General features: G+C 59.5%; 28 protein-coding genes and 1 rRNA gene (1 of these 29 cut by a window edge). 20 read left to right on the top strand and 9 right to left on the bottom strand.

The genetic code is table 11. The annotated features are described in order from the left end of the window. A 16S ribosomal RNA gene (locus ACZZ0G_RS02400) occupies positions 1–676 on the bottom strand; it reaches 861 nt to the left of the window's first position. Positions 677–1,286: 610 nt separating this feature from the next. Here ACZZ0G_RS02400 and rhtA point away from each other — a divergent pair. Together rhtA and ACZZ0G_RS02410 are read left to right on the top strand one after the other, a co-directional pair. Beyond that, positions 1,287–2,174, top strand: a complete 888-nt coding sequence (gene rhtA / locus ACZZ0G_RS02405) for a threonine/homoserine exporter RhtA (RefSeq protein ID WP_463555173.1) — start codon at positions 1,287–1,289, stop codon at positions 2,172–2,174. Positions 2,175–2,342: 168 nt separating this feature from the next. Then, positions 2,343–2,624, top strand: a complete 282-nt coding sequence (locus tag ACZZ0G_RS02410) for a hypothetical protein (RefSeq protein ID WP_463555174.1) — start codon at positions 2,343–2,345, stop codon at positions 2,622–2,624. Position 2,625: 1 nt separating this feature from the next. On the opposite strand, the gene ACZZ0G_RS02415 is transcribed toward ACZZ0G_RS02410, so the two are convergent. Beyond that, positions 2,626–3,189, bottom strand: a complete 564-nt coding sequence (locus ACZZ0G_RS02415) for a TetR/AcrR family transcriptional regulator (RefSeq protein WP_463555175.1) — start codon at positions 3,187–3,189, stop codon at positions 2,626–2,628. A 91-nt stretch (positions 3,190–3,280) separates the two neighbouring features. Here ACZZ0G_RS02415 and ACZZ0G_RS02420 point away from each other — a divergent pair, with 91 nt between their 5' ends. Continuing rightward, on the top strand, positions 3,281–4,009 hold the full coding sequence (locus ACZZ0G_RS02420) for an SDR family oxidoreductase (RefSeq protein ID WP_463555176.1): 729 nt from the start codon (positions 3,281–3,283) through the stop codon (positions 4,007–4,009). A gap of 36 nt (positions 4,010–4,045) precedes the next feature. Then, a complete protein-coding gene (locus ACZZ0G_RS02425; RefSeq protein ID WP_463555177.1) occupies positions 4,046–4,642 on the top strand; it encodes a 2-hydroxychromene-2-carboxylate isomerase in 597 nt (198 codons plus the stop codon). A gap of 43 nt (positions 4,643–4,685) precedes the next feature. Here ACZZ0G_RS02425 and ACZZ0G_RS02430 read toward each other — a convergent pair whose 3' ends face one another. The 4 genes from ACZZ0G_RS02430 to ACZZ0G_RS02445 all read right to left on the bottom strand — a co-directional run bounded on the left by ACZZ0G_RS02430 (position 4,686) and on the right by ACZZ0G_RS02445 (position 8,896). Beyond that, positions 4,686–6,494: an aminopeptidase P family protein gene (locus tag ACZZ0G_RS02430; RefSeq protein WP_463555178.1), complete on the bottom strand. Its 1,809-nt coding sequence runs from the start codon at positions 6,492–6,494 to the stop codon at positions 4,686–4,688. Positions 6,495–6,550: 56 nt separating this feature from the next. After that, positions 6,551–7,717, bottom strand: coding sequence for an aminotransferase class V-fold PLP-dependent enzyme (locus ACZZ0G_RS02435; RefSeq protein ID WP_463555179.1), 1,167 nt, complete (start codon positions 7,715–7,717; stop codon positions 6,551–6,553). 205 nt (positions 7,718–7,922) lie between these two features. Continuing rightward, complete coding sequence (locus ACZZ0G_RS02440) at positions 7,923–8,537, bottom strand: LysE family translocator (protein WP_463555180.1); 615 nt, start codon at positions 8,535–8,537, stop codon at positions 7,923–7,925. 101 nt (positions 8,538–8,638) lie between these two features. Further along, a complete protein-coding gene (locus ACZZ0G_RS02445) occupies positions 8,639–8,896 on the bottom strand; it encodes a hypothetical protein (protein ID WP_007917547.1) in 258 nt (85 codons plus the stop codon). 389 nt (positions 8,897–9,285) lie between these two features. On the opposite strand from ACZZ0G_RS02445, the gene msuE reads away from it, so the two are divergent. The 4 genes from msuE to ACZZ0G_RS02465 all read left to right on the top strand — a co-directional run bounded on the left by msuE (position 9,286) and on the right by ACZZ0G_RS02465 (position 13,479). Beyond that, entirely contained in the window at positions 9,286–9,849 is a 564-nt protein-coding gene (msuE, locus tag ACZZ0G_RS02450) for an FMN reductase (protein ID WP_463555181.1), read from the top strand. 10 nt (positions 9,850–9,859) lie between these two features. Then, positions 9,860–11,005, top strand: coding sequence for an FMNH2-dependent alkanesulfonate monooxygenase (ssuD, locus tag ACZZ0G_RS02455; protein ID WP_463555182.1), 1,146 nt, complete (start codon positions 9,860–9,862; stop codon positions 11,003–11,005). 146 nt (positions 11,006–11,151) lie between these two features. Further along, positions 11,152–12,339, top strand: a complete 1,188-nt coding sequence (locus ACZZ0G_RS02460; protein WP_463555183.1) for an acyl-CoA dehydrogenase family protein — start codon at positions 11,152–11,154, stop codon at positions 12,337–12,339. A 36-nt stretch (positions 12,340–12,375) separates the two neighbouring features. Further along, the gene (locus ACZZ0G_RS02465; protein WP_463555184.1) at positions 12,376–13,479 is read left to right on the top strand and encodes a sigma-54 interaction domain-containing protein; all 1,104 of its coding nucleotides are present in this window, start codon (positions 12,376–12,378) and stop codon (positions 13,477–13,479) included. On the opposite strand, the gene ACZZ0G_RS02470 is transcribed toward ACZZ0G_RS02465, so the two are convergent. Continuing rightward, positions 13,476–13,829: an antibiotic biosynthesis monooxygenase gene (locus tag ACZZ0G_RS02470; protein WP_463555185.1), complete on the bottom strand. Its 354-nt coding sequence runs from the start codon at positions 13,827–13,829 to the stop codon at positions 13,476–13,478. The two genes, ACZZ0G_RS02465 and ACZZ0G_RS02470, sit on opposite strands and share 4 nt — an antisense overlap. A gap of 93 nt (positions 13,830–13,922) precedes the next feature. Between ACZZ0G_RS02470 and soxR the strand changes: the two genes are divergently transcribed. The 4 genes from soxR (at position 13,923) to ttdR (ending at position 17,037) form a co-directional block, all read left to right on the top strand. Next, positions 13,923–14,375: a redox-sensitive transcriptional activator SoxR gene (gene soxR / locus ACZZ0G_RS02475; protein ID WP_463555186.1), complete on the top strand. Its 453-nt coding sequence runs from the start codon at positions 13,923–13,925 to the stop codon at positions 14,373–14,375. A gap of 103 nt (positions 14,376–14,478) precedes the next feature. Continuing rightward, positions 14,479–14,937 carry a VOC family protein gene (locus ACZZ0G_RS02480; protein ID WP_463555187.1) on the top strand — a complete coding sequence of 153 codons (459 nt, stop codon included), beginning with the start codon at positions 14,479–14,481 and terminating at the stop codon, positions 14,935–14,937. Between the two features lie 248 nt (positions 14,938–15,185). Then, positions 15,186–16,061: an alpha/beta fold hydrolase gene (locus ACZZ0G_RS02485; RefSeq protein WP_463555188.1), complete on the top strand. Its 876-nt coding sequence runs from the start codon at positions 15,186–15,188 to the stop codon at positions 16,059–16,061. Positions 16,062–16,122: 61 nt separating this feature from the next. Then, positions 16,123–17,037, top strand: coding sequence for an L-tartrate utilization transcriptional activator TtdR (gene ttdR, locus ACZZ0G_RS02490; protein ID WP_463555189.1), 915 nt, complete (start codon positions 16,123–16,125; stop codon positions 17,035–17,037). A 126-nt stretch (positions 17,038–17,163) separates the two neighbouring features. Here ttdR and leuD read toward each other — a convergent pair whose 3' ends face one another. Both leuD and leuC read right to left on the bottom strand, forming a co-directional pair. Beyond that, complete coding sequence (gene leuD, locus ACZZ0G_RS02495) at positions 17,164–17,778, bottom strand: 3-isopropylmalate dehydratase small subunit (RefSeq protein WP_463555190.1); 615 nt, start codon at positions 17,776–17,778, stop codon at positions 17,164–17,166. Continuing rightward, a complete protein-coding gene (leuC, locus tag ACZZ0G_RS02500; protein ID WP_463555191.1) occupies positions 17,775–19,193 on the bottom strand; it encodes a 3-isopropylmalate dehydratase large subunit in 1,419 nt (472 codons plus the stop codon). Before leuC ends, leuD begins: the two co-directional genes overlap by 4 nt. A gap of 400 nt (positions 19,194–19,593) precedes the next feature. On the opposite strand from leuC, the gene ACZZ0G_RS02505 reads away from it, so the two are divergent. The 8 genes from ACZZ0G_RS02505 to ACZZ0G_RS02540 are packed head-to-tail and all read left to right on the top strand — an operon-like array spanning position 19,594 to position 25,827. Then, positions 19,594–20,793 carry a PepSY-associated TM helix domain-containing protein gene (locus ACZZ0G_RS02505; RefSeq protein ID WP_463555192.1) on the top strand — a complete coding sequence of 400 codons (1,200 nt, stop codon included), beginning with the start codon at positions 19,594–19,596 and terminating at the stop codon, positions 20,791–20,793. Further along, on the top strand, positions 20,790–21,332 hold the full coding sequence (locus ACZZ0G_RS02510; protein WP_463555193.1) for a thiamine pyrophosphate-binding protein: 543 nt from the start codon (positions 20,790–20,792) through the stop codon (positions 21,330–21,332). The genes ACZZ0G_RS02505 and ACZZ0G_RS02510 overlap by 4 nt, the downstream gene beginning before the upstream one ends. After that, entirely contained in the window at positions 21,329–21,661 is a 333-nt protein-coding gene (locus ACZZ0G_RS02515; protein ID WP_463555194.1) for a hypothetical protein, read from the top strand. Before ACZZ0G_RS02510 ends, ACZZ0G_RS02515 begins: the two co-directional genes overlap by 4 nt. Beyond that, entirely contained in the window at positions 21,658–22,230 is a 573-nt protein-coding gene (locus tag ACZZ0G_RS02520) for a DUF6162 family protein (protein WP_463555195.1), read from the top strand. The genes ACZZ0G_RS02515 and ACZZ0G_RS02520 overlap by 4 nt, the downstream gene beginning before the upstream one ends. Positions 22,231–22,265: 35 nt before the next feature. Then, positions 22,266–23,195, top strand: a complete 930-nt coding sequence (locus ACZZ0G_RS02525) for a metal ABC transporter substrate-binding protein (protein ID WP_463555196.1) — start codon at positions 22,266–22,268, stop codon at positions 23,193–23,195. Further along, positions 23,192–24,022: a metal ABC transporter ATP-binding protein gene (locus tag ACZZ0G_RS02530; protein WP_463555197.1), complete on the top strand. Its 831-nt coding sequence runs from the start codon at positions 23,192–23,194 to the stop codon at positions 24,020–24,022. The genes ACZZ0G_RS02525 and ACZZ0G_RS02530 overlap by 4 nt, the downstream gene beginning before the upstream one ends. Continuing rightward, complete coding sequence (locus tag ACZZ0G_RS02535; RefSeq protein ID WP_007917717.1) at positions 24,022–24,921, top strand: metal ABC transporter permease; 900 nt, start codon at positions 24,022–24,024, stop codon at positions 24,919–24,921. The genes ACZZ0G_RS02530 and ACZZ0G_RS02535 overlap by 1 nt, the downstream gene beginning before the upstream one ends. Further along, positions 24,922–25,827 (top strand): metal ABC transporter substrate-binding protein, encoded by a 906-nt coding sequence (locus ACZZ0G_RS02540; protein ID WP_463555198.1) that lies wholly within the window; start codon positions 24,922–24,924, stop codon positions 25,825–25,827. Positions 25,828–25,982 lie beyond the last annotated feature (155 nt).

A 25,982-nucleotide genomic window follows, 5' to 3' on the forward strand; every position in this document is an offset into this window, starting at 1 on the left:
AGGAAATTCCACCACCCTCTACCATACTCTAGCTCGACAGTTTTGAATGCAGTTCCCAGGTTGAGCCCGGGGATTTCACATCCAACTTAACGAACCACCTACGCGCGCTTTACGCCCAGTAATTCCGATTAACGCTTGCACCCTCTGTATTACCGCGGCTGCTGGCACAGAGTTAGCCGGTGCTTATTCTGTCGGTAACGTCAAAATTGCAGAGTATTAATCTACAACCCTTCCTCCCAACTTAAAGTGCTTTACAATCCGAAGACCTTCTTCACACACGCGGCATGGCTGGATCAGGCTTTCGCCCATTGTCCAATATTCCCCACTGCTGCCTCCCGTAGGAGTCTGGACCGTGTCTCAGTTCCAGTGTGACTGATCATCCTCTCAGACCAGTTACGGATCGTCGCCTTGGTGAGCCATTACCTCACCAACTAGCTAATCCGACCTAGGCTCATCTGATAGCGCAAGGCCCGAAGGTCCCCTGCTTTCTCCCGTAGGACGTATGCGGTATTAGCGTTCCTTTCGAAACGTTGTCCCCCACTACCAGGCAGATTCCTAGGCATTACTCACCCGTCCGCCGCTGAATTCAGGAGCAAGCTCCTGTCATCCGCTCGACTTGCATGTGTTAGGCCTGCCGCCAGCGTTCAATCTGAGCCATGATCAAACTCTTCAGTTCAAACATCTTTGGGTTTTTAAGAAACCCTAAACTTGGCTCAGCAATCGTTGGTTACATCTTTGATTTCTCGCGGAGTAACTTGTGATGCTGATAATCTTGTTGACTATCAGTCTGACTCCACAAGCACCCACACGAATTGCTTGATTCAGTTGTTAAAGAGCGGTTGGTTAAGATCTTTCGTCTCAACCGAGGCGCGCATTCTACAGCAGCCTCATTTGCTGTCAAGTGATTATTTTCAGAAGTTTTCGAAGAATTCTTCAACAACTTCAACCACTTGCGCTTCCGATCTCTCGTCAGCGGGAGGCGAATTCTACAGCGTTACACGCTGCTGTCAACACCTCTTTTTCAACTTCCTTCTGGCTTCGATGAACTGAAGCAACCTGCTGCCGAAACCTAGATAACTTATTGAATCTCAAGGAGTTTTCCGTTTCGACTGCGCCGGAAGTGGGGCGAATTATAGACATCCTGAATCTGCCGTCAACCGTTAATTTCAGTTTTCTATCGAAGCAGGGAAAAAGCCTTCTCTATATAGACGTAACCGTAACGAATGCGCAGTATATTGCCCAATAACAACACAAAACCTTGCTCTTACCTCGGACGATGCCGCGCAATGAATGACCAGCCACGCTCTCTTGCCTCAATGCTGTTCCCGGTTGGCCTGCTATTAATAGCCATGGCATCAATCCAGTCCGGCGCTTCACTGGCCAAAAGCATGTTCCCCATCGTTGGCGCTCAGGGAACCACCACGCTGCGCCTGATTTTTGCCAGCGTGATCATGCTGTTAATCCTGCGCCCCTGGCGAGCCAGGCTCACGGCGAAATCGCTGCGCACCGTCATTGTCTACGGGATGGCATTGGGCGGAATGAATTTCCTCTTCTATATGTCATTGCGCACGGTACCGCTGGGGATTGCCGTTGCTCTCGAATTTACCGGGCCACTGGCCGTAGCCATCTATGCCTCCCGCCGCGCCATCGACTTCGTCTGGATAGCTCTGGCCGCAGCCGGTTTGCTGTTGCTGATTCCAACAGGAGCTACCAGCGCAGGGATCGATCTGGTGGGCGCCGGGTATGCATTGGGAGCTGGGGTCTGCTGGGCGTTATACATTCTGTTCGGTCAGAAGGCCGGCGCCGATAACGGCGTGACGACTGCTGCATTAGGGGTAATGATCGCGGCGTTGTTCGTGGCCCCTATCGGTATCGTGCATGCCGGCGCAGCCTTGTTGACCCCCTCCTTGATCCCGATAGCCATCGGCGTCGCCATTCTGTCCACCGCCCTGCCCTATACGTTGGAGATGGTCGCCCTCACCCGACTGCCGGCACGTACATTCGGCACATTGATGAGCATCGAACCGGCCTTCGGTGCCTTATCGGGCCTGTTGTTTCTGCATGAATTCCTCACGCTGTCACAATGGATGGCGATCATGTGCATTATTCTGGCCTCCGTCGGCGCAACCATGACCATGGGTAGCGCTGCGAAACCTGCAATCGCGGCTGATTGAAAGAGGTTTTGACGAAGGTCTGGCAATTGGCGCGCATTTAGGCCATGTTTAGACCCGTAACCCAATACCAGGCATGGATTTTTTCGGACAGGGATTTCAAAACGCTTAGAGCGCAAGCGAACACAGGCAAACCCGAGCAGAAGACTCGTGGCCGCTATAAGGACGGTAATGAAACGAATTTTGATACTGATCGCCATACTGGCAGTTGCCGGTTGTGCGGCGACTTCGGAAACTCATGTAAAACGCGGAAAAAAAGGGCTGCACATCAACTGCTCAGGGCTATCGTCCTCCTGGGACAAGTGCTACGCCAGCGCCGCCAACGCCTGTTTGCCGAAAGGCTACAAGGTCATCGCCAAGTCCGGTGACACCGTGGAAGAACCTGGCGATTATCCGTTCGGTCTCAATCCTGCGGGTTACACCAGTCGCAGCATGATCGTCATCTGCAAATAGATCAGCGCTGTCCGGCAATCTGGCGGCCAATCTCTTCATGGCTGGACTTCAGCACCGCTTGCTGAACGTCCGGCGTAGCCAGCATACGCGCCACCACCAAAGCGCCGACACATTGCGAGAGCACCGACCACGCCAGGGTCTCGCTCTCAAGTATCTGTGCCCAGCACTCTTGAAGCCGGCAAATCCACAACTCGGCCTGCTCGCGCACCTGGACATCCGATCGGGCGATTTCTGCGCCCAGCGCTGGTAACGCGCAACCGGCCTCAGGTTGTTCTACGTGGGCCATGCTCAGATAGTGCTTGAGACAACGCTCCAGTCGCTCACGATCCTGCGTGCCCTCCCCGCCCAATCGCTCAAGGCTTTGACCTAACTCTCGCTCGACAATGGCGGTGAACAACGCGTCTTTCGACGAGAAGTGACTGTAGAACGCCGCACCACTCAATCCGATAGCCTTCATCAGACCATCGACGCCTACCGTGGAGAACCCCGATCGCTTTGCCGACAGCGCGCTGCTCTGCAATAGCTTTTCCCGGGTTTCCAGCTTGTGACTGGCGGAATAACGCATGGATTTGCCCTCGAATCGACTGCCTTGACGTGGTCTGGATCCTAGCATAACGTTCGTTCACTTAACGATCGTTTAATAAAGGGACTCACCCATGAATAACAAGAAGGTCGTATTGGTTGTCGGCGCCGGCGATGCCACGGGCGGAGCGATTGCCAAGCGTTTTGCCAGTGAGGGATTCGTCGCCTGCGTCACCCGGCGCAGCGCCGACAAATTGCAACCGCTGGTGGACGCAATCAATGCTGATGGCGGCGAAGCTCATGGTTTTGCCTGCGATGCGCGCAAGGAAGAAGACGTCATCGCTCTGATCGAAGATATCGAAACCCGCCTCGGTCCGATCGAAGCGTTTGTGTTCAACATCGGCGCCAACGTGCCGTGCAGCATTCTTGAAGAAACCGCGCGCAAGTATTTCAAGATCTGGGAGATGGCCTGTTTCTCTGGTTTTCTCAATGCCCGTGAAGTAGCCAAACGCATGGTCACTCGCCAGCGCGGCACGATTCTGTTCACCGGCGCCACCGCCGGACTTCGCGGCGCTTCCGGTTTCGCCGCATTCGCTGGTGCCAAACACGGTATCCGCGCCTTGGCGCAAAGTATGGCGCGGGAGCTGGGGCCGATGAACATCCACGTCGCCCATGTGGTGGTCGACGGTGCAATCGATACCGATTTCATTCGCAACAGTTTCCCCGAGAAGTACGCCACCAAAGATCAGGATGGCATCCTCAATCCCGAGCACATCGCCGAGAACTACTGGTATCTGCACAGTCAGCCACGGGATGCCTGGACATTCGAACTGGATCTGCGCCCCTGGAACGAACGCTGGTAAGCCCCCCGCTATAACAATAACGACAGAGACGCGAAAATGACTAAAACCGTGGAGTTCTATTTTGACCTCGGCAGCCCTGCCACCTATCTGGCCTACACCCAGTTACCGAAGATTTGCGCCGAAACGAACAGTGAACTGATCTACATCCCGATGCTGCTCGGTGGCGTGTTTAAGGCAACCGGTAACGCATCGCCGGCGATGATTCCGGCGAAGGGTCGGTATATGTTTGAGGATCTGGACCGCTACGCGAAACGCTACGGGGTGCCGCTGACATTCAATCCGCATTTCCCGATCAACACATTGATGTTGATGCGTGCCGTCACTGGCATCCAGTTGCGGCAGCCAGAACGCTTTCAGGCGTTTATCGATTGTCTGTTCACGGCGCTATGGGTTGAAGGACGCAGCCTCGACGAACCCGCGACTGTTGCCGCTGTGCTGAGCGAACACGGTTTCGACCCGCAGGAGGTACTGGCGCTGAGCACCGACGAATCCGTCAAAGCCGTACTCAAGGAGAACACCGAAACCGCCGTTAAACGCGGCGTGTTCGGAGCACCCAGTATGTTTATCGGCAATCAACTGTTCTTCGGCCAGGATCGGCTCGACTTCGTTGAGGAAGCCTTGCGCCAAGGCTAAGCGATCAATCAGGCGCTGAACACAGCGCCTGAATCCCAACCAATCAGATAGCCGCAGTGCGGGTGTTCAGCCACTCCAGCGCAGCACCTTCAAGCAACGGGCTCAAGCGCTCACGCACTTGCGCGTGATAGTCGTTGAACCACTGCTTTTCTTCCTCGGTCAGCAGCGCCGGCAGCAGACAGCGAGTGTCGATCGGGCACAGAGTCAAGGTTTCGAACTTGAGGAACTCACCGAATTCGCTGCTACCCGCCGCGCGATTCATCGCGAGGTTCTCGATACGTACGCCCCAACGGCCCGGACGATAGGTGCCCGGCTCGATCGAAGTAATCATCCCCGGCTGCATGGCCGTTTGCGGTGCAGGCGCGGCCTGATAGGCGATTACCTGTGGGCCTTCATGGACGTTGAGGAAATAGCCGACGCCGTGACCGGTGCCATGACCGTAATCCACGCTTTCGGCCCAGATCGGCGCACGGGCAATGGCGTCCAGCAGCGGCGAGAGAATGCCTTTCGGAAACTGTGCTCGCGACAGGGCAATCACGCCCTTCAACACGCGCGTGCAATCGCGCTTCTGCTCTTCGGTCGGCGTACCGACCGGCACCATCCGCGTGATATCCGTGGTGCCGCCCAGGTATTGACCGCCCGAGTCAATCAGCAGCAAGCCGTCACCCTCGATCACCGCATGCTCTTCTTCGGTGGCGTGGTAATGCGGCATGGCGCCATTGGCGTTGAACGCGGCAATCGTGTTGAAACTCAGCGAGACGTAATCCGGACGACGCTCACGGGCAGCGGTGAGCTTCTCGTCGATGGTCAATTCGGTAATGCGTTCGCGGCCCCAGGCCGATTCCAGCCAAGCGAAAAACTCGCACAGCGCGGCGCCATCCTGCTCCATCGCTTTGCGGATATGTGCAGCGTCCGCTTCACTTTTCTGCGACTTGGCCAATGTTGTCGGGTTCAGGCCTTCGACCAGCTTCACCGTACTGTCGAGGTTATCCAGCAAACCGCTGGTAACGCGCGCCGGATCAACCAACAAACTCGCACCACTCGGCACGGCGCGCAGGGCATCAGCGACTTCGCTGTAATCACGCAGCGTCACGCCATCCGTCTCCAGCACCGCGCGCAAATCCGCGTCGACCTTGCTTAACGCTATGAACAACGTGGCCTGCTGCTGATTAATCAACGCAAACGAAACAAACACCGGGTTGAACGAAACATCGCCGCCACGCAGGTTGAAGAGCCAGGCGATGTCGTCGAGTGTGGCGATGAAATGCCAGTCAGCGCCGCGTTCCTGCAAGGTTTCGCGCAGTTTTGCGAGTTTCTCGCCACGGCTGACGGTCGCTTGCGGTGGCAAATGCTGATAGATCGGTGCATTCGGCAGGCTCGGGCGATCGCTCCAGACTTCCTGCAGCAGATCGATGTCGGTACGCAGACGCGCGCCGCGTGCTTCCAGTTTACTGCTCAGCGTACGCGCCGACGCCACGGCCATCACCGCACCGTCAACCGCGACCACGCCACCTTCCGGTGTCTGCTCGGCGAGCCAGTCCAGCGGGCTCGGCTGCCCCGGTTGCAGTTTGACCAGTTCGATGCCGCTGCCCTTGAGTTCTTTGCTCGCCTGCTCCCAGTAACGGCTGTCGGCCCAGACACCGGCGAAATCAGCGGTGACAATCAAAGTCCCGACCGAACCATGGAAACCTGAAAGCCACTGCCGGCCCTGCCAGTAACCTGGCAGATATTCCGACAAATGCGGATCGGCGGACGGCACCAATAGTGCGTGAATGCCTTCGCGGCGCATCAGTTCACGGGTGTGCGCCAGGCGCTGGGGCACCGATCCTTCGGTCGAGGTCTGGGTACTCATCATGTCTCCTGCTAATCACTTCATCGTTATTGTTCGTAGCCGATAGGTCGGCTCGTTTAAAGCCCTGTCGCCCAGAATGCCGGAGCACTGGCGCAGGCGGTCTTGATCAGTTGCACAGCCTTGTCGATATCCTCGGCGGTGGTGAAGCGGCCGAGGCTCAGGCGAATGGTGCGGCCGGCCAGATGCGCGTCATGCCCCAATGCCAATAGCACGTGGGACGGCGCGTTACTCGCCGAATTGCAGGCCGAGGTCGCGGAAAAGGCGATCGAATGGCTCAACGCTGCGCTGTTGAATTCGCCTTCGCTGAAGGTCAGGCTCAAGGTGTGCGGAATGCGCTGAATGGCGCAACCGTTCAGGCGCACGCCCGGCAAACCGAGCAGTTGTTCGAGCAAGCGCTCACGCAGTGCGACGATGGTTTTTTTCTCGGCCTCGAATGCCTCGGCGGCCAAGGCAAACGCTGCACCCATTCCGGCAATCTGATGCGTCGCCAAGGTCCCGGAGCGCAAACCACCTTCGTGACCGCCGCCATGAATCTGCGCCTGCAACCGCTGCTGCGCCCGCGGGCCGACATACAACGCGCCGATGCCTTTGGGACCGTAAAGTTTGTGCGCGGAAAACGACATCAGATCCACCGGCCATTGCCCCAGATCGATGGCCACTTTGCCGGCGCCCTGCGCCGCATCGACATGCAACAACGCCTCTCGACTGCGCACGACTTCGCCAATTGCTTGAACATCATTGACGGTGCCCAATTCGTTGTTGACCAGCATCAGCGACACCAGAAAGGTGTCCTCACGCATGGCTTCACTGACCGCTTGCGGCGTGATCAGGCCATCGGCGTCCGGCACCAGATAGGTCACGGCGATACCGGCGTCCTGCAATTGGCGGGCGGTATCGAGGATGGCTTTGTGTTCAATCTGACTGGTGATGATGTGGCCGCCGGACACCCCGCGCGCCTGCGCCACGCCTTTAAGGGCGAGGTTATTGGACTCGGTGGCACCGGAGGTCCAGACAATCTGCTCGGCATTGGCGCCGACCAGCTCGGCAACTTGCCGGCGGGCCTGCTCGACCGTCTGCCGGGCCTGTTGGCCGAACGCGTGGGAGCTGGAAGCCGGGTTGCCAAAGTTACCGTGAAACCCCAGACACTCGATCATCACCTGGATGACCCGCTCGTCGACCGGGGTGGTGGCGGCGTAATCGAAATACAACGGACGTGTGTTCATAAAAGACTCGCAGAGCGTGTTCCGGGATCAGGAGGCTCGTGTCTGCAAACGGCACCGCACAGCCTTGTGAGCTGCGCGTCGGTTCGAGAGCGTCATCAATACCTGATCGGATGCCGTTAAAGAAGAACAACTTCATTTAAAAGTGCGTAGGAACGCTCCTGAAGTCGAGCTTAACAGGCATCCGGCCTGCGGTTGAAGCGATGCGTCAGCTAAAGCTTTCGAGAAGTAACGGGTACAGCGAAATCACCAACAGCGCCGCCATGCCCCAGTTGAACACGCGCAACCAGCGCGGATCCTTCAGCACATTGCGCAACAACGTGCCGCAGGCCGCCCAGACGCCAACACTCGGCAGGTTGATGATGGCGAACACTGCAGCAATCACCACGACATTGCTGAAATAACCCTGCATCGGTGTGTAGGTGCTGATGGCCCCGATGGCCATGATCCACGCCTTGGGATTGACCCACTGAAACGCGGCGGCGCCGAGGTAGCTGATCGGCTTCGCCTCGCCTTCGGCGCTGTCACCGACAGGTCCCGAGTGGGCGATTTTCCACGCCAGATAAAGTAGATACGCCGCGCCGACATAACGCAGAACCGTGTAGAGAATCGGATAGTTCTGAAACACCGCGCCGAGGCCAAAGCCCACGGCCACGACCAGAACGAAGAAGCCACAGGTAATCCCGAGCATATGCGGAATGGTGCGGTTGAAGCCGAAATTCACCCCCGATGCCAGCAACATGGTGTTGTTCGGCCCCGGCGTAATCGAAGTGACAAGGGCAAACAGGGCAAAGCCCAACAGCAGGTCAAGCGAGAGGGTCATGGCAGGCAATCCATCAGGGTCATTCAGGTATTGACCCTATCCCACGCCGCCTGGCAAGCCCACGGACAGTTGGGTAAAACTTCCAGCAGTACAGTTTGTTTTCAGCTAGGACGGCCGTGTAGCTGTACGGCACGTTCGGCACTCATTTCAGCTTTTTTGTCGAACTGGGTCTGACCGAGCAATTGCGCTTTTTTCGCATGGTATTCGTCGAAGGACAGGCCGCTGCGATTGAGCGCTTCCATCGCCAATTCCCGGGACTCTTCATCGGTATAGGGGCGCAGTTCCGGCGAAACATGTCCGGCACAACCGGCGAGTACGGAGACAGCGAGCAACAGGGAAACAGTCAGTAAACGATTCATGGGAGCGTCCTGGCGAGCAATGGGGAGTCGATGGATAAAGGCTACGCCCGGGCACGCTCGCGCAGAAATCAACGCTTTCAATAGTAGCTATCAGGAAATCGACACCGGCCCGCGCATATCTCCAGATGATATATAAATATCGATTAACGTTATTTTACGGCATAACAAACAGTCTTTATAACTCTCTACATGCGCTGATCACTGTTGCTCCAGCAACTGTTGCTCAGCCAACAGCGATTCAACAAAGCGCCCTGATAATCACAGGGGCGACCACCACGACAGCACTCAACGCCTTGTAAACCGGGGCTTCCAGGAATTGGTACAGCGCTTGCTCGGATCCGGTGACTTACTCACTGCTCACTGAGCAACTGTTGAAAAAGGAACTGATCATGTCGCGTCCCCTGAAAGTCGTCGCCCTCTCCGGCGGCACCTGGCGTCCCTCCCGCACGCTGGTGCTGACCCAAGCCTTGCTCGCCGAACTGGCCGGGCACCTGACGATCGAAAGCCATTTGATCGAACTCGGTGATATCGCTCGCCCGCTCGGTGGCGCGCTGTCGCGTCAGGAACTCAGCACAGAGGTTGAAGCCGAGTTGCAGGCCATCGAACAGGCCGATCTGCTGATCGTTGCCGCGCCTGTTTATCGCGGTTCCTACCCAGGTCTGCTCAAGCATCTGTTCGACCTGATCGACCTCAACGCACTGATCGATACCCCGGTGCTGCTGGCTGCTACCGGCGGCAGCGAACGCCATGCGCTGGTCCTCGATCACCAGTTGCGCCCGCTGTTCAGCTTCTTCCAGGCCATGACCTTGCCAATCGGCGTGTACGCCACCGAAGCCGACTTCGCCGATTACCAAATCACCAGCGAACTGTTGAAGGCGCGCATCCGCCTCGCGGCCGAACGCGCCGCGCCGCTGTTCGCCACGCAAATCAAACCCTTGCTGAAGATTGCTTAAGGAGCCGTTCATGGATGTTTTCTGGTTCCTGCCGACCCACGGCGACGGCCACTATCTGGGCACCACCCAAGGCGCGCGCCCGGTCACGCTCAACTATCTGAAACAAGTGGCACAGGCCGCTGACAGCCTCGGCTACCACGGCGTGCTGATTCCTACCGGGCGCTCCTGCGAGGACTCGTGGGTGATCGCCTCGGCACTGGTGCCGTTGACTGAACGTCTGCGTTATCTGGTGGCGATCCGTCCGGGAATCATCTCGCCGACGGTCTCGGCCAGGATGGCGGCAACTCTGGATCGGTTATCCAACGGCCGCTTGTTGATCAATGTCGTGACCGGCGGCGATCCGGACGAAAACCGTGGCGACGGCAGTTTCCTCAGCCACGCCGAGCGCTATGAGGTCACCGATGAATTCCTCAAGATCTGGCGCCGCGTACTGCAAGGCGAGGCGGTGGATTTCGACGGCAAACATCTGAAGGTGCAGAACGCCAAAGCGCTGTATCCACCCGTGCAGAAACCCTATCCGCCGCTGTACTTCGGTGGCTCCTCCGATGCGGCGCATGATCTGGCCGCCGAGCAAGTCGATGTCTATCTGACCTGGGGCGAACCACCGTCCGCTGTCGCGGAAAAACTCGCCGACGTGCGCGAACGTGCGGCGCGGCATGGGCGCAAGGTGAAGTTCGGTATTCGTCTGCATGTGATCGTGCGCGAGACCGCCGAAGAGGCGTGGAAAGCCGCAGACAAACTAATTGAACACATCAGTGACGAAACCATTGAAGCGGCGCAGAAATCCTTTTCGCGGTTTGACTCAGAGGGTCAACGACGCATGGCGGCGTTGCACGATGGCCGGCGCGATAACCTCGAAATCGCCCCGAATCTGTGGGCCGGCGTCGGCCTGGTGCGCGGCGGTGCCGGTACGGCGCTGGTTGGCGATCCACAGCAAGTCGCGGCGCGGATCAGGGAGTACGCGGATCTGGGCATCGAGAGTTTCATCTTCTCCGGTTATCCGCATCTGGAAGAGGCTTACCGCTTTGCCGAGCTGGTGTTCCCTCTGTTACCCGAGCCTTACGCGAGTCTGGCCGGGCGTGGCGTCACCAATCTGACCGGGCCGTTTGGCGAAATGATTGCCAATGATGTGTTGCCCACAAAAGCCACTGCCTGAACCGGATCCCTCGTGGGAGCGAGCTTGCTCAGGGCGGCGTTCCGACGAATGCGGTGGGTCATCTACATAAATGGTGACTGATACCTCGCCTTCGCGAGCAAGCTCGCTCCCACAGGGGGCTGCGTCGATTCTTTGAGGAACACCGTGTGACTGCCAAACCGCAAAGTACTTTGTTATCCCCGTTGCAGACCGCCCGCCAACTGGCCGCCGAGTTTGCCCTGACCGCCGTCGAGCGTGACGAGCGTGGCGGCACGCCGAAAGTCGAGCGCGATGCCCTGCGCGACAGTGGCCTGCTGGCCCTGAGCATTCCAACCCGCTACGGCGGCCTCGGCGCAAGCTGGAGTGAAACCCTGCAGGTCGTTCGCGAATTCGCCAAGGTCGACAGCTCGATTGCCCACGTTTTCGGGTTTCATCATTTGATGCTCGCCACCGTGCGCCTGTTTTCCCGGCCGGAACAATGGCAGCCGTGGTTCGAACAGACTGCGCGACAGAACTGGTTCTGGGGCAATGCACTAAACCCGCTCGACACCCGCACCGTGGTCAAGGATCTCGGTGGCTGGCGCGAGTTTTCCGGGAAGAAAAGCTTCTGCTCCGGCGCCAGTGATTCACAAATGCTGATCGCTTCGGCGGTCGATGAGAGCGCTGGCGGCAAGTTGCTGATCGCGGCGATCCCCAGCGGCCGCAGTGGCATCACCCTGCACAATGATTGGAACAACATTGGCCAGCGTCAGACCGACAGCGGCAGCGCCACGTTTGAACGAGTACGCGTCGAAGAATCGGAACTGCTGCTCGACCCCGGCCCATTGAGCACGCCGTTCGCCTGCTTGCGGCCATTGATTGCGCAGCTGACTTTCACGCACATGTTTCTCGGGATTGCCGAAGGCGCTTTCGAAGAGGCGCGGCAGTACACCCTCAGCGAAACCCGGCTCTGGCATAAATCCTCGGCGCGTGATGTACGTGAGGATCCGTACGTGCTCGCGCATTACGGCGAGTTCTGGGTGGCGCTGGAAGGCATCCGCCTGTTGGTCGAACGCGCGGCGGCGTTGCTCGATGCGGCCTGGGCCAAAGGCGCGAATCTCAGCGCCGAAGAGCGCGGTCATGTCGCCACGGCGATTGCCACCGCCAAAGTCGCCGCCAGCCGCCAGGGCCTGGAAATTTGCAGTCGTCTGTTCGAAGTGACCGGCGCGCGTTCGACCCACGCCTCCCTGCGTCTCGACCGCCACTGGCGCAACCTGCGCACGCAAACTTTGCACGACCCGCTGGATTACAAACTCCATGAGCTGGGCGACTGGGCGCTGAATCAGTCGCTGCCGGTGCCGACCTTCTATTCCTGACCTGCCTGCATTTGAACTAAAAAGAAGGACGAGCCCATGCAACTGCTGACCCTACCGCCCTCACCCGCGCTCGCCACGTCGATCCGCGCCACTGCGCAGGTGTTCGAAGACCCGAAGTCCCAGGCCCTGCTCGCGCATCTCCAACAGGTCGCGCCGAGTGAAGCGAGTGTGCTGATCATCGGCGAGACCGGCACTGGCAAAGAGCTGGTGGCGCGGCATATTCATAACCTCAGCAACCGTCGTCATCGGCCGTTTATCGCGGTCAATTGCGGGGCGTTTTCCGAGTCGCTGGTGGAAGCGGAATTGTTCGGTCATGAAAAAGGTGCGTTCACCGGCGCCCTGAGCGCCAAGGCCGGGTGGTTCGAGGAAGCGGATGGCGGCACCTTGTTTCTCGATGAGATCGGCGACCTGCCGATGGCGATTCAGGTGAAGTTGCTGCGGGTGTTGCAGGAACGCGAAGTAGTGCGACTAGGCTCGCGCAAAAGCATCGCCATTGATGTACGGGTGCTGGCAGCGACCAACGTGCAACTGGAGAAAGCCATCAATGCCGGCCATTTCCGTGAGGATCTGTATTACCGCCTCAACGTGGTCAATCTGGAACTGAGCCCGTTGCGTGAGCGTCCCGGCGATATCCTGCCGCTGACTCGCCATTTCATCGAGGCCTACAGCCAGCGCCTCGGTTACGGGCGGGTCAGCATCAGCCCGGGCGCTGAGCACAAACTGCGTGCCTACAGTTGGCCGGGCAACATTCGTGAACTGGAAAACGTCATCCACCACACACTGCTGATCTGCCGCAACGGTGTGATCGAACGCGATGATTTGCGCCTGTCGAACCTGCGCATCGAACGCCCGGACGATCAACACAGCAGTGCCGATGACTCACCGGAGGCGTTGCTGGAACAGGCCTTTCAAAAACTGTTCGCGCAACAGGCCGGCGCGTTGCACGAAAAAGTCGAAGACGCCTTGCTGCGCGCGGCGTATCGCTTTTGCCATTACAACCAGGTGCACACCGCCGCGTTGCTCGGTTTGAGCCGCAACGTCACCCGCACGCGTTTGATCAAGATCGGCGAACTGGCGGTGAACAAGCGGCGACTCACGGAAAACCTGCAGGGTGAGCGCTTGATCCAGTTGTCGATCTAGCCGACCAGATTGCAGTGCAGCGCATCGTCGTGACTGCGGGCGATGCTGCTCAGCACCTGAAATGAATTGAAGGTGATGGTTTTCGCCTGATGGGTGTGAATCAGTTGCCAGAAATCCTGCTCGCCACTCTCAAAGCTGCGAAACGCCGCCTCCCCCGCCTCGCGGGTCTGCCATTGGAGAAAACTCAGCACGCGCCGGCCGTCATCGCTGGCCTGTACGCTGGCGCTGACAAAGCCTGCATAACGTTGCGCCAGGCGTTCGGTCTGCATCGATAGCGCAGTGACCAAAGCGGGTTGCTGGCGCGGTTCGATCTCGAATTCGATCAATTGGGTAAAGCTGCGGTTATTCATGGAAAGCCCCCACTCAACGTAAGACGAGCCTTGCGACTCGAAGACCTGCAGGGTAAAACCTCTAGTTAAGTCAAGGTCAAGAGCAGTCTGCAGATGATCAGCAAAGAAAATGTGCACAAGCAGTTAACAGTCGGTGAAGTCGCAGCGCGCAGTGGCGTAGCCGTTACCGCCCTGCACTTTTATGAATCCAAAGGCTTGATCAAGAGCCAGCGCAATGCCGGCAATCAGCGGCGCTATCCGCGCGAAGTGCTGCGCCGGGTGGCGTTGATCAAAGTCGCGCAGCGGCTGGGGATTCCATTGGCGGAAATCGGTGAGGCGCTGAAAATCCTTCCGGATGACCGTGCGCCCACTGCGGCCGACTGGAAAATCCTCTCGCAGCAATGGCGCCGGGAACTGGATGAGCGGATCGAGCAACTGACGCTACTGCGCGATCGGCTCAATGGCTGTATCGGTTGCGGGTGTTTGTCGATGGAGGCCTGCCCGCTGCGCAATCAGGGTGATGTGCTCGGTGAACAGGGACCGGGGCCGCACTTTCCCGAAGACTGACGCTCGTCGGGCAAAAGTCTGCATGGCGAGGACAGTTCTATAGTGAATCTTCCACAAATCCGGTGGAGCCACATCTCATAGAACAAAAATCAGGGAGAACGTCATGAGCGTCAAACCCATTCCCGAGGGGTATCACAGCATTACCCCGTATCTCGGCATTCACAAAGCGGCCGAGGCCATCGACTTCTATAAAAAAGCCTTCGGTGCCACCGAAGTCATGCGCCTTGCCATGCCCGACGGCGGTATCGGCCACGCTGAACTGCGTATTGGCGACAGCGCAATCATGCTCGGTTCGCCGTGCGATCAGGGGCCGTTGAGTAATCCGGATCAAGCCGTGTCGGTTGGTTTGCATCTGTATGTGACCGATGTCGACAAGTCCTTTCAACGGGCGCTGGACGCCGGGGCGACGACGGTGTTCGAGGTCAAGGATCAGTTTTACGGTGATCGCAGCGGCACGTTGAAGGATCCGTATGGGCATCTGTGGTTTCTGGCCTCGCGCAAGGAGGATCTGACCGAGGAGCAGATCAGGCAGCGGGCGATGGAGATGTTTCAGCAGGGTTGAGTATTTCAGTGTCTGGACTGGCCTCTTCGCGAGCAGGCTCGCTCCCACAGGGTTTCGTTGGGTGGCATAGATAATGGTCACACCGGAAACTACTGTGGGAGCGAGCCTGCTCGCAAGGGGCCGGCACAGGCAACACAAAACTCCACGAACACACTTCATGAACCGGCCCACCACGCTTTACCCCTTGCCGCGAACGCCGGACGATTTCAGGATGCAACCCACAAGAACCCTGAACAAGGATCAACCCGATGTTTGCCGGATTCCGCAAAGACCAGCGCCACGTCAACGGCGCCGACATCGCCTACCGCCTCGGTGGCAGCGGCCCAGGCCTGTTGCTGTTGCACGGGCACCCGCAGACCCACGTGATCTGGCACAAGATTGCCGAACAATTGGCCGAGCATTTCACCGTGGTCGCCGCCGACCTGCGCGGTTACGGTGACAGCAGTCGCCCGGCTGCGGATGAGTTGCACGTCAATTACTCGAAACGCGAAATGGCTCGCGACAATGTCGAGCTGATGCAGGCGCTGGGCTTCGAGCAGTTTTCGATACTCGCTCACGACCGTGGCGCACGGGTGGCCCATCGTCTCGCCCTCGATCACCCGAACGCCGTGCAGCGCATGATGCTGCTGGACATCGCCCCGACCCTGTCGATGTACGCGCAAACCAACGAAGCGTTCGCCCGCGCGTATTGGCACTGGTTCTTCCTGATCCGCCCGGCGCCATTGCCGGAAACCTTGATCGAAGCTGATCCCGGGGGATATCTGCGCAGCGTGATGGGTAGCCGCAGCGCCGGACTCAAGCCATTTACCGAAGAGGCTTTCGGCGAGTACCTGCGCTGCCTGCAACAACCGGGCAGCGCGCGCGGCATCTGCGAAGACTACCGCGCCAGCGCCGGCATCGATCTGGACCACGACCGCGCCGACATCGCTGGCGGGAATCACCTGAGTCTGCCACTGCGGGTGTTGTGGGGCGCCGAGGGCACTGTCGGGCGCTGCTTCGATCCGCTCAAGGAGTGGCAGCAAGTGGCGACCAACGTCAGCGGCCAGGCCTTGCCCGCCGGCCATTACATTGCCGAAGAAATCCCCGAACCGTTACTCGCCGAAGCACTGGCCTTTTTGCGCTGAGCCGAGCCGCCGGATCTCAGTGCTATGCTGGTGGCGTCTGCCGCCAGCGTTCGTTTTTGACATGTCCCAGAAGAAAGACACCGTGCCCCTGCCCGAAGACCTGCGCGTGCTGCTCACCGTGATCCGCAAGAACGGCTTTGCCGCTGCGGCGGATGAACTGGGTCTGTCACCGGCCTATGTCAGCAAACGCATCCAGATTCTTGAAACCACCCTCGGCACTCGCCTGCTGCACCGTACCAGCCGTCGCGTCGCGCTGACCGAGGACGGTGAACGCGTGCAGCGCTGGGCGTTGCGCATTCTCGATGACTTTCAGCAACTGCACGACGAACTGTCTGACGCTCACGACAGCCCGCGTGGGCGTTTGCACATTTGCAGCAGTTTCGGTTTCGGTCGCAATCACGTAGCGCCGGCGGTGTCGTTGCTGGCCGAACGGTATCCAGACCTGGAGATTCGCCTCGACCTGTTTGACCGGGTGGTGGACATCATCAATGAAGGCTTCGATCTGGAGATCCGCGTCGGCGATGACCTGCCCGGACAGCACATTGGTCGACGCCTGGTCAGTAATCGACGAGTGCTGTGTGCCGCCCCCGGTTATCTGCAACGCCGCGGCACGCCGCAGACGCTGGACGACCTGCAGCAACACGATTGCCTGGTGATCAAGGAGCGCGACAACGCCTTCGGCATCTGGAATCTGGATCGCGCTGGCGGGCAAGAGAGCGTGCGGGTCAGCGGGCCCTTGTCGTCAAACAACGGCGAGATTGTCTTGCAGTGGGCACTGGACGGGCGCGGGGTGTTGTTGCGTTCGCTGTGGGATGTGAAACCGCTGCTGGAGCAAGGCAGCTTGGTACAAATACTGGACGATTACAGCCAGAGCGCCAATGTCTGGGCGGTTTATCCGACACGGCTGGCGAACTCCGGGAAATTGCGCGCGTGTGTGGAGTTTTTGCAGGCGCATTTCAAAAGCCTTTCCGTTTAGCTGAAACACCCGATATCAAATGTGGGAGCGAGCCTGCTCGCGAATGCGTCCAGTCAGTCAACATTGATCTCGACTGAACGACCGCTTTCGCGAGCAGGCTCGCTCCCACAGGGGATCAGTGGTGTGTCAGCAAAGCCAAGGGTTGTTGGCCAGGTGTTGGCGTTCGAAGGCTTTGATCTGTTCGCGGCGTTGCAAGGTACTGCCGATAGCGTCCAGACCGAGGAGCAACGCAGTCTTGCATAGGGTATCGATCTTAAAGTCGATTACGCTGCCATCCGCCAGGCCAATGTGTTGGGCCTCCAGATCAATACTGATCCGCGCCGTTTCAGCCTGACCGACAAGCTGTCCGATGCGTTGCACCTGCGCTTCCTCCAGGGTGATCAACAACACCCCGTTACGCTGGCAATTGTCGTAGAAAATCCCGGCAAAACTGCTGCCGATCAAGGCGCGGATGCCCATCTGCTGCAGGCCCCAGACCGCATGTTCGCGGCTGGAGCCGCAGCCAAAATTCGCCCCGACCACCAGAAAACTCGCGCCCTGCCATGCAGGTTTGTTCAACACAAAGTCAGGGTCGGGACTGCCATCGCGCAAAAACCGCAGATCGAAAAACACGCCGCGATCCAGTCCTTTTCTATCGATGCCCTTGAGAAACTGTTTGGGCATGATCACGTCCGTGTCGACATTGGCCGCCAGTAACGGCGCGGCCTGGCCGCTGACTTGCGTAAAGGGTTGCAGGCTCATGGGCGTTCTCCAAAATGGCGGATATCGGTGAGTCGACCGCGGATCGCAGCGGCGGCGACCATCGCCGGGCTCATCAGATGAGTGCGGGCGCCAGCGCCCTGACGGCCTTCGAAATTGCGGTTGGTGCTGGACGCGCAGCGATCACCGGGGGCGAGGACGTCGTCGTTCATCGCCAGGCACATTGAGCAGCCGGACTGACGCCATTCGAAACCGGCGTCGATAAAGATCTGCGCCAGCCCTTCGGCTTCGGCCTGCGCGCGGACTTCACTGGAGCCGGGGACGATCATCGCCCGCACATGTCCGGCCACCTGCTGACCACGCACGACGCTGGCGGCATCACGTAGGTCTTCGATCCGCGCATTGGTGCACGAACCGATAAAGGCGTGGCTGATAACGATATCGCTGAGCGCCATGCCCGCTTCGAGGCCCATGTAGTTGAGGGCGCGGCGCATGTCCTGACGCAGGATCGGGTCGCTGATCGCTTGCGGGTCCGGCACCCGCGCACCGATAGCAGCGGCCTGATCGGGGCTGGTGCCCCACGTGACCATGGGCTCCAGAAGGCTGGCATCGAGGTGAATCTCACGATCAAACAGCGCACCGGGATCGCTGCGCAGCTCGCGCCATGTCTTCAAGCCTTGTTCCCACTGCGCGCCTTCAGGTGCACGCGGCTTGCCCTTGAGATAGGCGAAGACCTTTTCATCCGGGGCCATGAATGCACCGCGCGCACCCGCCTCGACCGCCATATTGCAGATGGTCATGCGCGCCTCAACGCTCAATGCATCGATGGTCGAGCCGCAAAATTCGATCGCGTAACCGCTGGCCCCGGAGGCACCGATGCGGCTGATCAGGGCCATGATCACGTCTTTGGAGGTCAGGCCCGGTGCGAGATTCCCATCCACGTTCACGCGCATGCTTTTCAGACGTTTGTAGACCAAAGTCTGCGAGGCCAGCAGATGTTCGATCTCAGAGGTGCCGATGCCGAAACCGAAAGCGCCGAGCGCGCCATAGGTGGTGGTATGGCTGTCGCCAGCCGCGATCACCATGCCAGGCAGAATAAAGCCCTGCTCCGGGGCGATCACGTGTTCGATGCCCTGACGTTTGTCGAGGATGTCCAGCAACTCGATACCAAAGTCCCGGCAGTTCTCCGCCAGATACGACACTTGCCGCGCGCCGCCCGCATCAGGCATCGCCGCGATGCGCACAGGCGCGGTCGGGTTGACGTGATCGACCACCACCAGCGCCGTGGCCGGCCGCCAGACATCGCGACCGGCCGCGCGCAAACCGCTGAACGCCTGCGGGCTGGTGTACTCGTTGATCACCTGGCGATCGATATACAACAGGACATGGCCCTGATCGTCGAGGCGGCACACCGTATGCGAATCGATGTGTTTGTCGTAGAGGGTTCTGGGGGTCATCAGGGCGCTCACTCAGGGAAACCGGGTGATTCCCATCATAGGCAGCACGGCCCGGCCATCAATTGCCTGAGAGTGATGGCGTAAATCATGAATCGTGTTTGATCCCCTGTACGCAACGTTGCAGGAGCGAGCCTGCTCGCGAAAGCGGTGGTTCAGGTAACGGGTGAAGTGACTGACCCGGCGCTTTCGCGAGCAGGCTCGCTCCCACAAGGGGATTCGTGGTGATCGGGGAAGTGGGAAACATTTGCTTTCATATCACCTTTCGGGATTTGCCCCACTCATCCGTCCTATATAGATGCAGGCCGTTCGTGTAGGCAAAAGCCAAGTCCGGTCTTTCGGGGATCCCGTGCTGCGAAGCCCGTAGCCACGCGCCCTTTCACCGCTATCAAGACGCGCAATCATGTCGAAGAAATCCCGCTCCAAACTGTGGTTCCTCGTTCATAGCTGGCTGGCGTTACCGATCTGGTTCTTTGTGCTGATCGTCTGTGTCACCGGCACCCTGGCGGTGGTCAGCCAGGAAATCGTCTGGCTGGCCAATCCGCAGATGCGTGCCAGCCAACCATCGGACGATGCACCGCGGCTCAGCTATGACCAGATTCTCGCCGCCATCAAGAAAGCCGAACCGCAAACCGTCGTCCAAAGTATCAGCCGCCCCGACGAATCGCATTTCGCCCTGGATGTCGCTGTCAGCTACCCGGACGGGCGTTCGCAGACCGTTTACGTCAACCCGTACACTGGCGTGATTCAGGGCGGCGCACCGGACTTCAACTTCAAGGCCTTCACCCGTGCCCTGCATGGCTGGTGGCTGGTGCCGTTCACCAATGGCTACAGCTGGGGCTGGTACCTGGTGTCGTTCCTCGGTCTGCCGCTGTTGGCTTCATTGATCACCGGGCTGGTGGTCTATAAACGCTTCTGGAAGGGATTCTTTAGTCCGACCCTGCGCTTTCGCCACGGCGCGCGGATTTTCTGGGGCGATTTCCATCGCCTGAGCGGTATCTGGTCGATCTGGTTTATTGCGGTGATTTCGGTCACCGGCACCTGGTTCCTGATCGAGGCGATGCTGTTCGATAACCACATCTCGATCTCCAGCGAGCCGGTCATTCCGGCGATGGCCCGTGAGGCCGTGCCGATCTCGGCCGATGGCACGCCACCGCCGCGCATCAGTCTGGATCGCGCGATCGAAGTCGCCCAAGAGAAAATTCCCGGTCTGGAAGTCAGCTTCGTCAGCTTGCCGGGCAATGCTTACAGCCATATGAGCCTCGGCGGCCGCGGCTGGTATCCGCTGATGTTCCAGACCGCGACCCTCAACCCGTTCAACGGTGACGTCGCCGCTTCTCGCCTGTTGTCCGACCGCACCTCACTGGAGTTCGTCACCGAATCCATGCGCCCCCTGCATACCGGCGACTTTGGCGGACTGTGGATCAAACTGATCTGGTTCTTCTTCGGCCTGATACTGAGCATGATGGTGCTCAGCGGCTTGTTGATCTGGACCAAACGCACCGCGCTGGCGACGGCCAATGCACTCAAGCGTGAGTCGAAGAAATCCCGCGTTCAGGCGCAACCGGCCATGAGTCGTGAAGCGTCGGAGGTCAACCTGTGAGCAAGTCCACTGCTGCGCCGCAACCGTCGCGCCTGAGCCTGTTCTGGCACAAATGGCGCTTTCACATCAACGTGCTGTTGCTGCTGATCCCGCTGGGTTTCATGCCCAAGTACTTCGCCGATGCCGCGCTGTTTCGGGGTGATATCGGCCTCGGTGAACGAGAAATCGGCGAAGTCACGGTCGGTCCCTGGAGCCTGCGCCTGGCCGAGCTGCGCAACGAAGCGCCGCGCCTCGAAGGTCCGGCGGGCCATATGAAAGGTTTCAACGCCGCCCTCTGCGATGCCTGCATCGACCAGGTCAAGGCCACCTACCTGCGTATCGGCAAACCCCGCAGCCTGCGCGCCGCCGGGGTGATTTTCTTCGGCACGCCCTACCGCATGGGTGCGCAATTGCCAGTGCCGGAAAAAACCAAAGCCGACGCCGAACTGTGGATCACCATGGAAGGCTGGGACGGCAGCATGCATCAGGCTTCGATCCCTCTGAGTCAGGCCTCCCCCGCCACCATTGCCTGGTTGAACAAACAAGGAGCCAAACCATGACCCGCCCTTTTCGCCTGCGGCTGAGCGCCGTGCTGCTGGTGCTCGGCGCCGGCTTCAGTGCCAGCGCTCTGGCGCATAACCCGATGTGCGAATGCAAAGCCATCGACGCCGAGCAGATCAAATGCACCGGTGGTTTTTCAGATGGCAGCGGCGCGCCGGGGGTTACCCTCGATGTGATCGGCTATGACGAAACGATTCTGGTGCCGGGCAAACTCGGTGCCGACTCCACGCTGACGTTCAAAAAGCCCGGCGCCGAGTTCTACGTACTGTTCGACGCCGGCCCGGGCCACGTTGTGGAAATCGACCAGGCGGACATCGAAACCCCATGAGTACGCCAACCACCCAAATCGTCCGCCCGGCCGGTGCCGGCCATGAAACCCTCAACGTGCTGCTCCTGTGTCTGCTGATTCTGGCGATCGCAGGTTCCGTGGTGGCGTGGCGCGGGGTTTCCCACGAACCGGAGCCGGTTTCCACTCACCAACTCGATGCGCGGCGCGATCTCAGTGCTTCCGAGCAAGGTATCTACGCCGACCTGCGAGTGACCCTCGACGAAATCCGTTTGCTGCGCGAAGAACAGCAAGCCCTGCCGACGCCGCAGCAACTGGCAGAAGAAGGGTTTGCCCCGTTTGCTCAGGATGCGAGTTCGGTCAGCCGCGGTGGGCACGCCTGGCAATTGCTGGGGAACAGCGCCTATTTCGGTCACAGCCAGAACCCTGCCGTCGCCGGTTCGTTCGTGATGTTGCTCGGCGCCGACAAGGCTGCGCCAGACATCTGGCTCAACCGCGATGCCAATCTGCAAGTGCCGACCGAACTGACCGAAGCCGTCCTGTCCGCCTCTGGCTGGAAACAGATCGTCGCGCAATACGATGCCGGGGTTACCCGCGAACATCGCCATTGATTCCTCGCCCTCATCCGAGAGAAGACCGTTTGCCCATGTCTACTTCATCGCCTCGCCGTCCATTGTTGCGTCTGTTTCTGCTCGGCCTCTGCGCCTGCCTGCTGAGCCCGTTGGCCAGCGCCGATCAGGCCAAACGCCTGCGCATCGGCATCACCCTGCACCCTTATTACAGCTATGTGGCGAACATCGTCGGCGACAAGGCCGAGGTCGTGCCGCTGATCCCGGCCGGTTTCAACCCGCATGCCTACGAGCCACGAGCCGAGGACATCAAACGCATCAGCGGCCTGGACGTAATCGTGCTCAACGGTGTCGGTCATGACGACTTCGCCGATCGCATGATCGCCGCCAGCGAAACGCCGAATATCAAGACCATCGAAGCCAACGAGAACGTGCCGCTGCTGGCCGCCACCGGGGTTGCCGCACGCGGCGCCGGCAAAGTGGTGAACCCGCACACGTTCCTGTCGATCAGCGCCTCCATCGCTCAGGTCAACAACATTGCCCGCGAACTGGGCAAACTCGACCCGGACAACGCCAAGACCTACACCCAGAACGCCCGCGCCTACGGCAAACGCCTGCGGCAGATGCGCGCCGATGCCCTGGCCAAGCTGACTCAGGCGCCGAACGCCGAACTGCGCGTGGCCACCGTACACGCGGCTTACGACTATCTGCTGCGTGAGTTCGGCCTGGAAGTGACCGCTGTGGTCGAACCGGCCCACGGTATCGAGCCGAGCCCGAGTCAGTTGAAGAAGACCATCGATCAATTGCGTGAACTGGACGTGAAAGTGATCTTTTCGGAGATGGACTTCCCTTCCACTTACGTCGAAACGATCCAGCGTGAATCCGGCGTGAAGCTGTATCCGCTGTCGCACATTTCCTACGGCGAATACACCGCCGACAAGTACGAAAAGGAAATGACCGGCAACCTCAACACTGTGGTGCGGGCGATTCAGGAGTCCGGCGCATGACTTCCAGAGAAACGATTTCGAACGAACTCGAATCCCCTGTGGGAGCGAGCCTGCTCGCGAAGGCGCCGGATCAGCCAACATCTGTATTGAATGACACGCCGTCGCTCCCACAGACCTACGGGCCGACGCTGGATTTTGCGGAGGTTTGCCTGACGCTGGGGCGCACGACGATTCTCGACAACGTCACCTTCCAGGTGCAACCCGGCAGCGTGCACGCGCTGGTCGGCCCCAACGGTGGCGGCAAGAGTTCGCTGATCAAAACCCTGCTAGGGCAAATGCCGCATCAAGGCCAGCTCAGCCTGCAATGGCCTGGCGAACCCGGCACCATCGGTTACGTGCCGCAGGCGCTGGAATTCGATCGCGGTCTGCCAATGACCGTCGACGATTTCATGGCTGCCATGTGTCAGCGCCGCCCGGCGTTTCTCGGTTTGAGCAAGCGTTACGCTGGCGCCATTGGTGAAGCGCTGGAACGGGTCGGCATGCAGGACAAACGCAAACGCCGCATGGGCGCGCTGTCCGGCGGTGAGCGGCAGCGGGTGCTGCTCGCCCAAGGTTTGATTCCGGCGCCGCAGTTGCTGGTGCTGGACGAACCGATGTCGGCCCTCGATGAAGCCGGGATCCAAGTGTTCGAACGTCTGCTCAATGACTGGCGCGCGGCGGGCATCACCGTGCTGTGGATCGAGCACGATCTGGAAGCGGTCGGGCGTCTGGCCAGCCGCGTCACCGGTCTGAACCGCCGTGTGCTGTTCGATGCTTCACCGCAAGAGGCGCTGACCCCGGAACGTCTGCTGACGCTGTTTTCCACCCATCCACGGAGCGCTGCCTGATGAGTTACGAAGCCTTTCGTTTGATGGTCCAAGGTTGGGCCTCGTCCGGGTATCTGCCAGAAGCGCTGGCCTACGGTTTCGTGGTCAATGCGTTGCTCGCCGGCCTACTGATCGGCCCGGTACTCGGCGGCCTCGGCACGCTGGTGGTGGTCAAGCGCTTCGCGTTCTTCTCCGAAGCGGTGGGCCACGCGGCACTGACCGGGGTGGCCATCGGCATATTGCTTGGCGAACCCTATACCGGTCCGTACGGCAGCCTGTTCGGCTACTGCCTGTTGTTCGGCATCCTGCTCAACTACCTGCGCAACCGTACCGGACTGGCGCCGGATACTTTGATCGGCGTGTTTCTGTCGGTGTCGCTGGCACTGGGCGCGAGCCTGCTGCTGATTCTCGCCGGCAAGATCAATGTGCACATTCTCGAAAACGTACTGTTCGGCTCAGTGCTGACGGTCAACGGTAACGATCTGGCGGTATTGGCCATCGTCGGTTCGCTGGTCATGGCCTTGGCCCTGCCGCTGTACAACCGCATCATGCTCGCCAGTTTCAACCCGCAACTCGCGGCGGTGCGCGGTGTGGCGGTGAAAACCCTGGATTATCTGTTCGTGATTCTGGTGACGCTGATTACCGTGGCCGCGGTGAAAGTCATCGGTGCGATTCTGGTCGGTGCACTGCTGGTGATTCCAGCAGCGGCGGCACGTTTGCTCAGCCAATCGCTCAAGGGCTTTTTCTGGTGCTCGGTGCTGATCGCCACGGTCAGCACGCTGTGCGGGATTCTTGCGCCGATCGTGTTCGATCTGCCGATTCCGTCCGGCGCCGCGATCATTCTGGTCGCCGGCATTGCCTTCGCCCTCGCCGCCATTGCGCGCGGGGTTGTCCCGAGTCTGAAAGGGAATCTTGGATAAATGATTTCTTCACTGCGAAAACTGACCTTGGCCATGACGCTGTGCGGCGTGGTCTGCACGCCGTTGATGGCTGCCGAAGAGACTAAACCGCTGCGCGTGCTGGCCTCGTTGCCCATCACTTTTGGCTTGGCTGAAGCGCTGCTCAAAGGCACCGATGTCAATCTTGAGCGGGCGGCGCCGGCAAACCTGCCGGGCAGTCGTCAGAGCGCCTATTTCACGGGACGTGGCGCTCCGGCATTGAGCAAACTGGCCACCGCTGCCGATGCCGTGATTGGCGTGCGCTCGCTATGGCCGGATGATCAGCTGTACCCGATCGCCCGTCGCAGCAACATCCGCATTGTTGAAGTCGATGCGGCGCGCCCGGTCGACGGCGCCCTGCCAGGCATCGCCGTGCAACCGGATCTGAATGTCGATGGTTTGAACAGTCAGCCGTGGCTGGCCAGCAACAACATGGGACGCATGGCGGATGTGATGGCGGCGGATCTGGTGCGCCTGGCACCGAGCGCCAAGCCGAAAATCGAGGCCAACCTGGCGACGTTGAAGCAGCGTTTGTTGAAGCTCAGCGCCGATAGCGAGGCGCGACTGGCCAGCGCCGACAATCTGAGCGTGATGAGTTTGAGCGATCACTTCGGCTATCTGATCGGCAGTCTGAATCTGGAGCTGGTTGGCCAGGATCCACGGCCGGATGCCGAGTGGACGCCGGAGGATCTGAAAAAACTCACAGCGACGCTCAAAGACAATGATGTAGCGGTGGTGCTGCATCATCGGCAGCCATCGGACGCGGTAAAAGCGGCGATTGCCGAATCGGGTAGCCATCTAGTGGTGCTGAGTACCGATGCGGCGGATCCGGTGGCGGAGCTGGAAGGCAATGTCGATTTGCTGCTCAAAGGGCTGAGCGGAGCTTAGTTTTAGCCGAAACCGCGTTATCGTTCTTCGCGAGCAAGCTCGCTCCCACATTGGATCGGTGTCGTTCACCCTTGTGGGAGCGAGCTTGCTCGCGAAGAGGCCTGACTTGACAACACAAATCCCAGGCAAGAAAAAACCCGCTGACCGTTATCGGT

This window comes from Pseudomonas sp. AC169, from assembly GCF_979258515.1.

Bases quoted from the DNA above. Each gene is read 5' to 3' on its own strand.
- ACZZ0G_RS02420 (WP_463555176.1), top strand. From the start codon at position 3,281: ATGAATAACAAGAAGGTCGTATTGGTTGTCGGCGCCGGCGATGCCACG.
- ACZZ0G_RS02505 (WP_463555192.1), top strand. From the start codon at position 19,594: ATGTCGAAGAAATCCCGCTCCAAACTGTGGTTCCTCGTTCATAGCTGG.
- ACZZ0G_RS02435 (WP_463555179.1), bottom strand. From the start codon at position 7,717: ATGAACACACGTCCGTTGTATTTCGATTACGCCGCCACCACCCCGGTC.
- ACZZ0G_RS02480 (WP_463555187.1), top strand. From the start codon at position 14,479: ATGAGCGTCAAACCCATTCCCGAGGGGTATCACAGCATTACCCCGTAT.
- ACZZ0G_RS02485 (WP_463555188.1), top strand. From the start codon at position 15,186: ATGTTTGCCGGATTCCGCAAAGACCAGCGCCACGTCAACGGCGCCGAC.
- ACZZ0G_RS02430 (WP_463555178.1), bottom strand. From the start codon at position 6,494: ATGAGTACCCAGACCTCGACCGAAGGATCGGTGCCCCAGCGCCTGGCG.
- ACZZ0G_RS02535 (WP_007917717.1), top strand. From the start codon at position 24,022: ATGAGTTACGAAGCCTTTCGTTTGATGGTCCAAGGTTGGGCCTCGTCC.
- ACZZ0G_RS02520 (WP_463555195.1), top strand. From the start codon at position 21,658: ATGAGTACGCCAACCACCCAAATCGTCCGCCCGGCCGGTGCCGGCCAT.
- ACZZ0G_RS02440 (WP_463555180.1), bottom strand. From the start codon at position 8,537: ATGACCCTCTCGCTTGACCTGCTGTTGGGCTTTGCCCTGTTTGCCCTT.
- ACZZ0G_RS02525 (WP_463555196.1), top strand. From the start codon at position 22,266: ATGTCTACTTCATCGCCTCGCCGTCCATTGTTGCGTCTGTTTCTGCTC.
- ssuD (WP_463555182.1), top strand. From the start codon at position 9,860: ATGGATGTTTTCTGGTTCCTGCCGACCCACGGCGACGGCCACTATCTG.
- ACZZ0G_RS02515 (WP_463555194.1), top strand. From the start codon at position 21,329: ATGACCCGCCCTTTTCGCCTGCGGCTGAGCGCCGTGCTGCTGGTGCTC.
- ACZZ0G_RS02465 (WP_463555184.1), top strand. From the start codon at position 12,376: ATGCAACTGCTGACCCTACCGCCCTCACCCGCGCTCGCCACGTCGATC.
- leuD (WP_463555190.1), bottom strand. From the start codon at position 17,778: ATGAGCCTGCAACCCTTTACGCAAGTCAGCGGCCAGGCCGCGCCGTTA.
- msuE (WP_463555181.1), top strand. From the start codon at position 9,286: ATGTCGCGTCCCCTGAAAGTCGTCGCCCTCTCCGGCGGCACCTGGCGT.
- ACZZ0G_RS02540 (WP_463555198.1), top strand. From the start codon at position 24,922: ATGATTTCTTCACTGCGAAAACTGACCTTGGCCATGACGCTGTGCGGC.
- leuC (WP_463555191.1), bottom strand. From the start codon at position 19,193: ATGACCCCCAGAACCCTCTACGACAAACACATCGATTCGCATACGGTG.
- ACZZ0G_RS02415 (WP_463555175.1), bottom strand. From the start codon at position 3,189: ATGCGTTATTCCGCCAGTCACAAGCTGGAAACCCGGGAAAAGCTATTG.
- ACZZ0G_RS02445 (WP_007917547.1), bottom strand. From the start codon at position 8,896: ATGAATCGTTTACTGACTGTTTCCCTGTTGCTCGCTGTCTCCGTACTC.
- ACZZ0G_RS02410 (WP_463555174.1), top strand. From the start codon at position 2,343: ATGAAACGAATTTTGATACTGATCGCCATACTGGCAGTTGCCGGTTGT.
- ACZZ0G_RS02530 (WP_463555197.1), top strand. From the start codon at position 23,192: ATGACTTCCAGAGAAACGATTTCGAACGAACTCGAATCCCCTGTGGGA.
- soxR (WP_463555186.1), top strand. From the start codon at position 13,923: ATGATCAGCAAAGAAAATGTGCACAAGCAGTTAACAGTCGGTGAAGTC.
- rhtA (WP_463555173.1), top strand. From the start codon at position 1,287: ATGAATGACCAGCCACGCTCTCTTGCCTCAATGCTGTTCCCGGTTGGC.
- ttdR (WP_463555189.1), top strand. From the start codon at position 16,123: ATGTCCCAGAAGAAAGACACCGTGCCCCTGCCCGAAGACCTGCGCGTG.
- ACZZ0G_RS02470 (WP_463555185.1), bottom strand. From the start codon at position 13,829: ATGAATAACCGCAGCTTTACCCAATTGATCGAATTCGAGATCGAACCG.
- ACZZ0G_RS02425 (WP_463555177.1), top strand. From the start codon at position 4,046: ATGACTAAAACCGTGGAGTTCTATTTTGACCTCGGCAGCCCTGCCACC.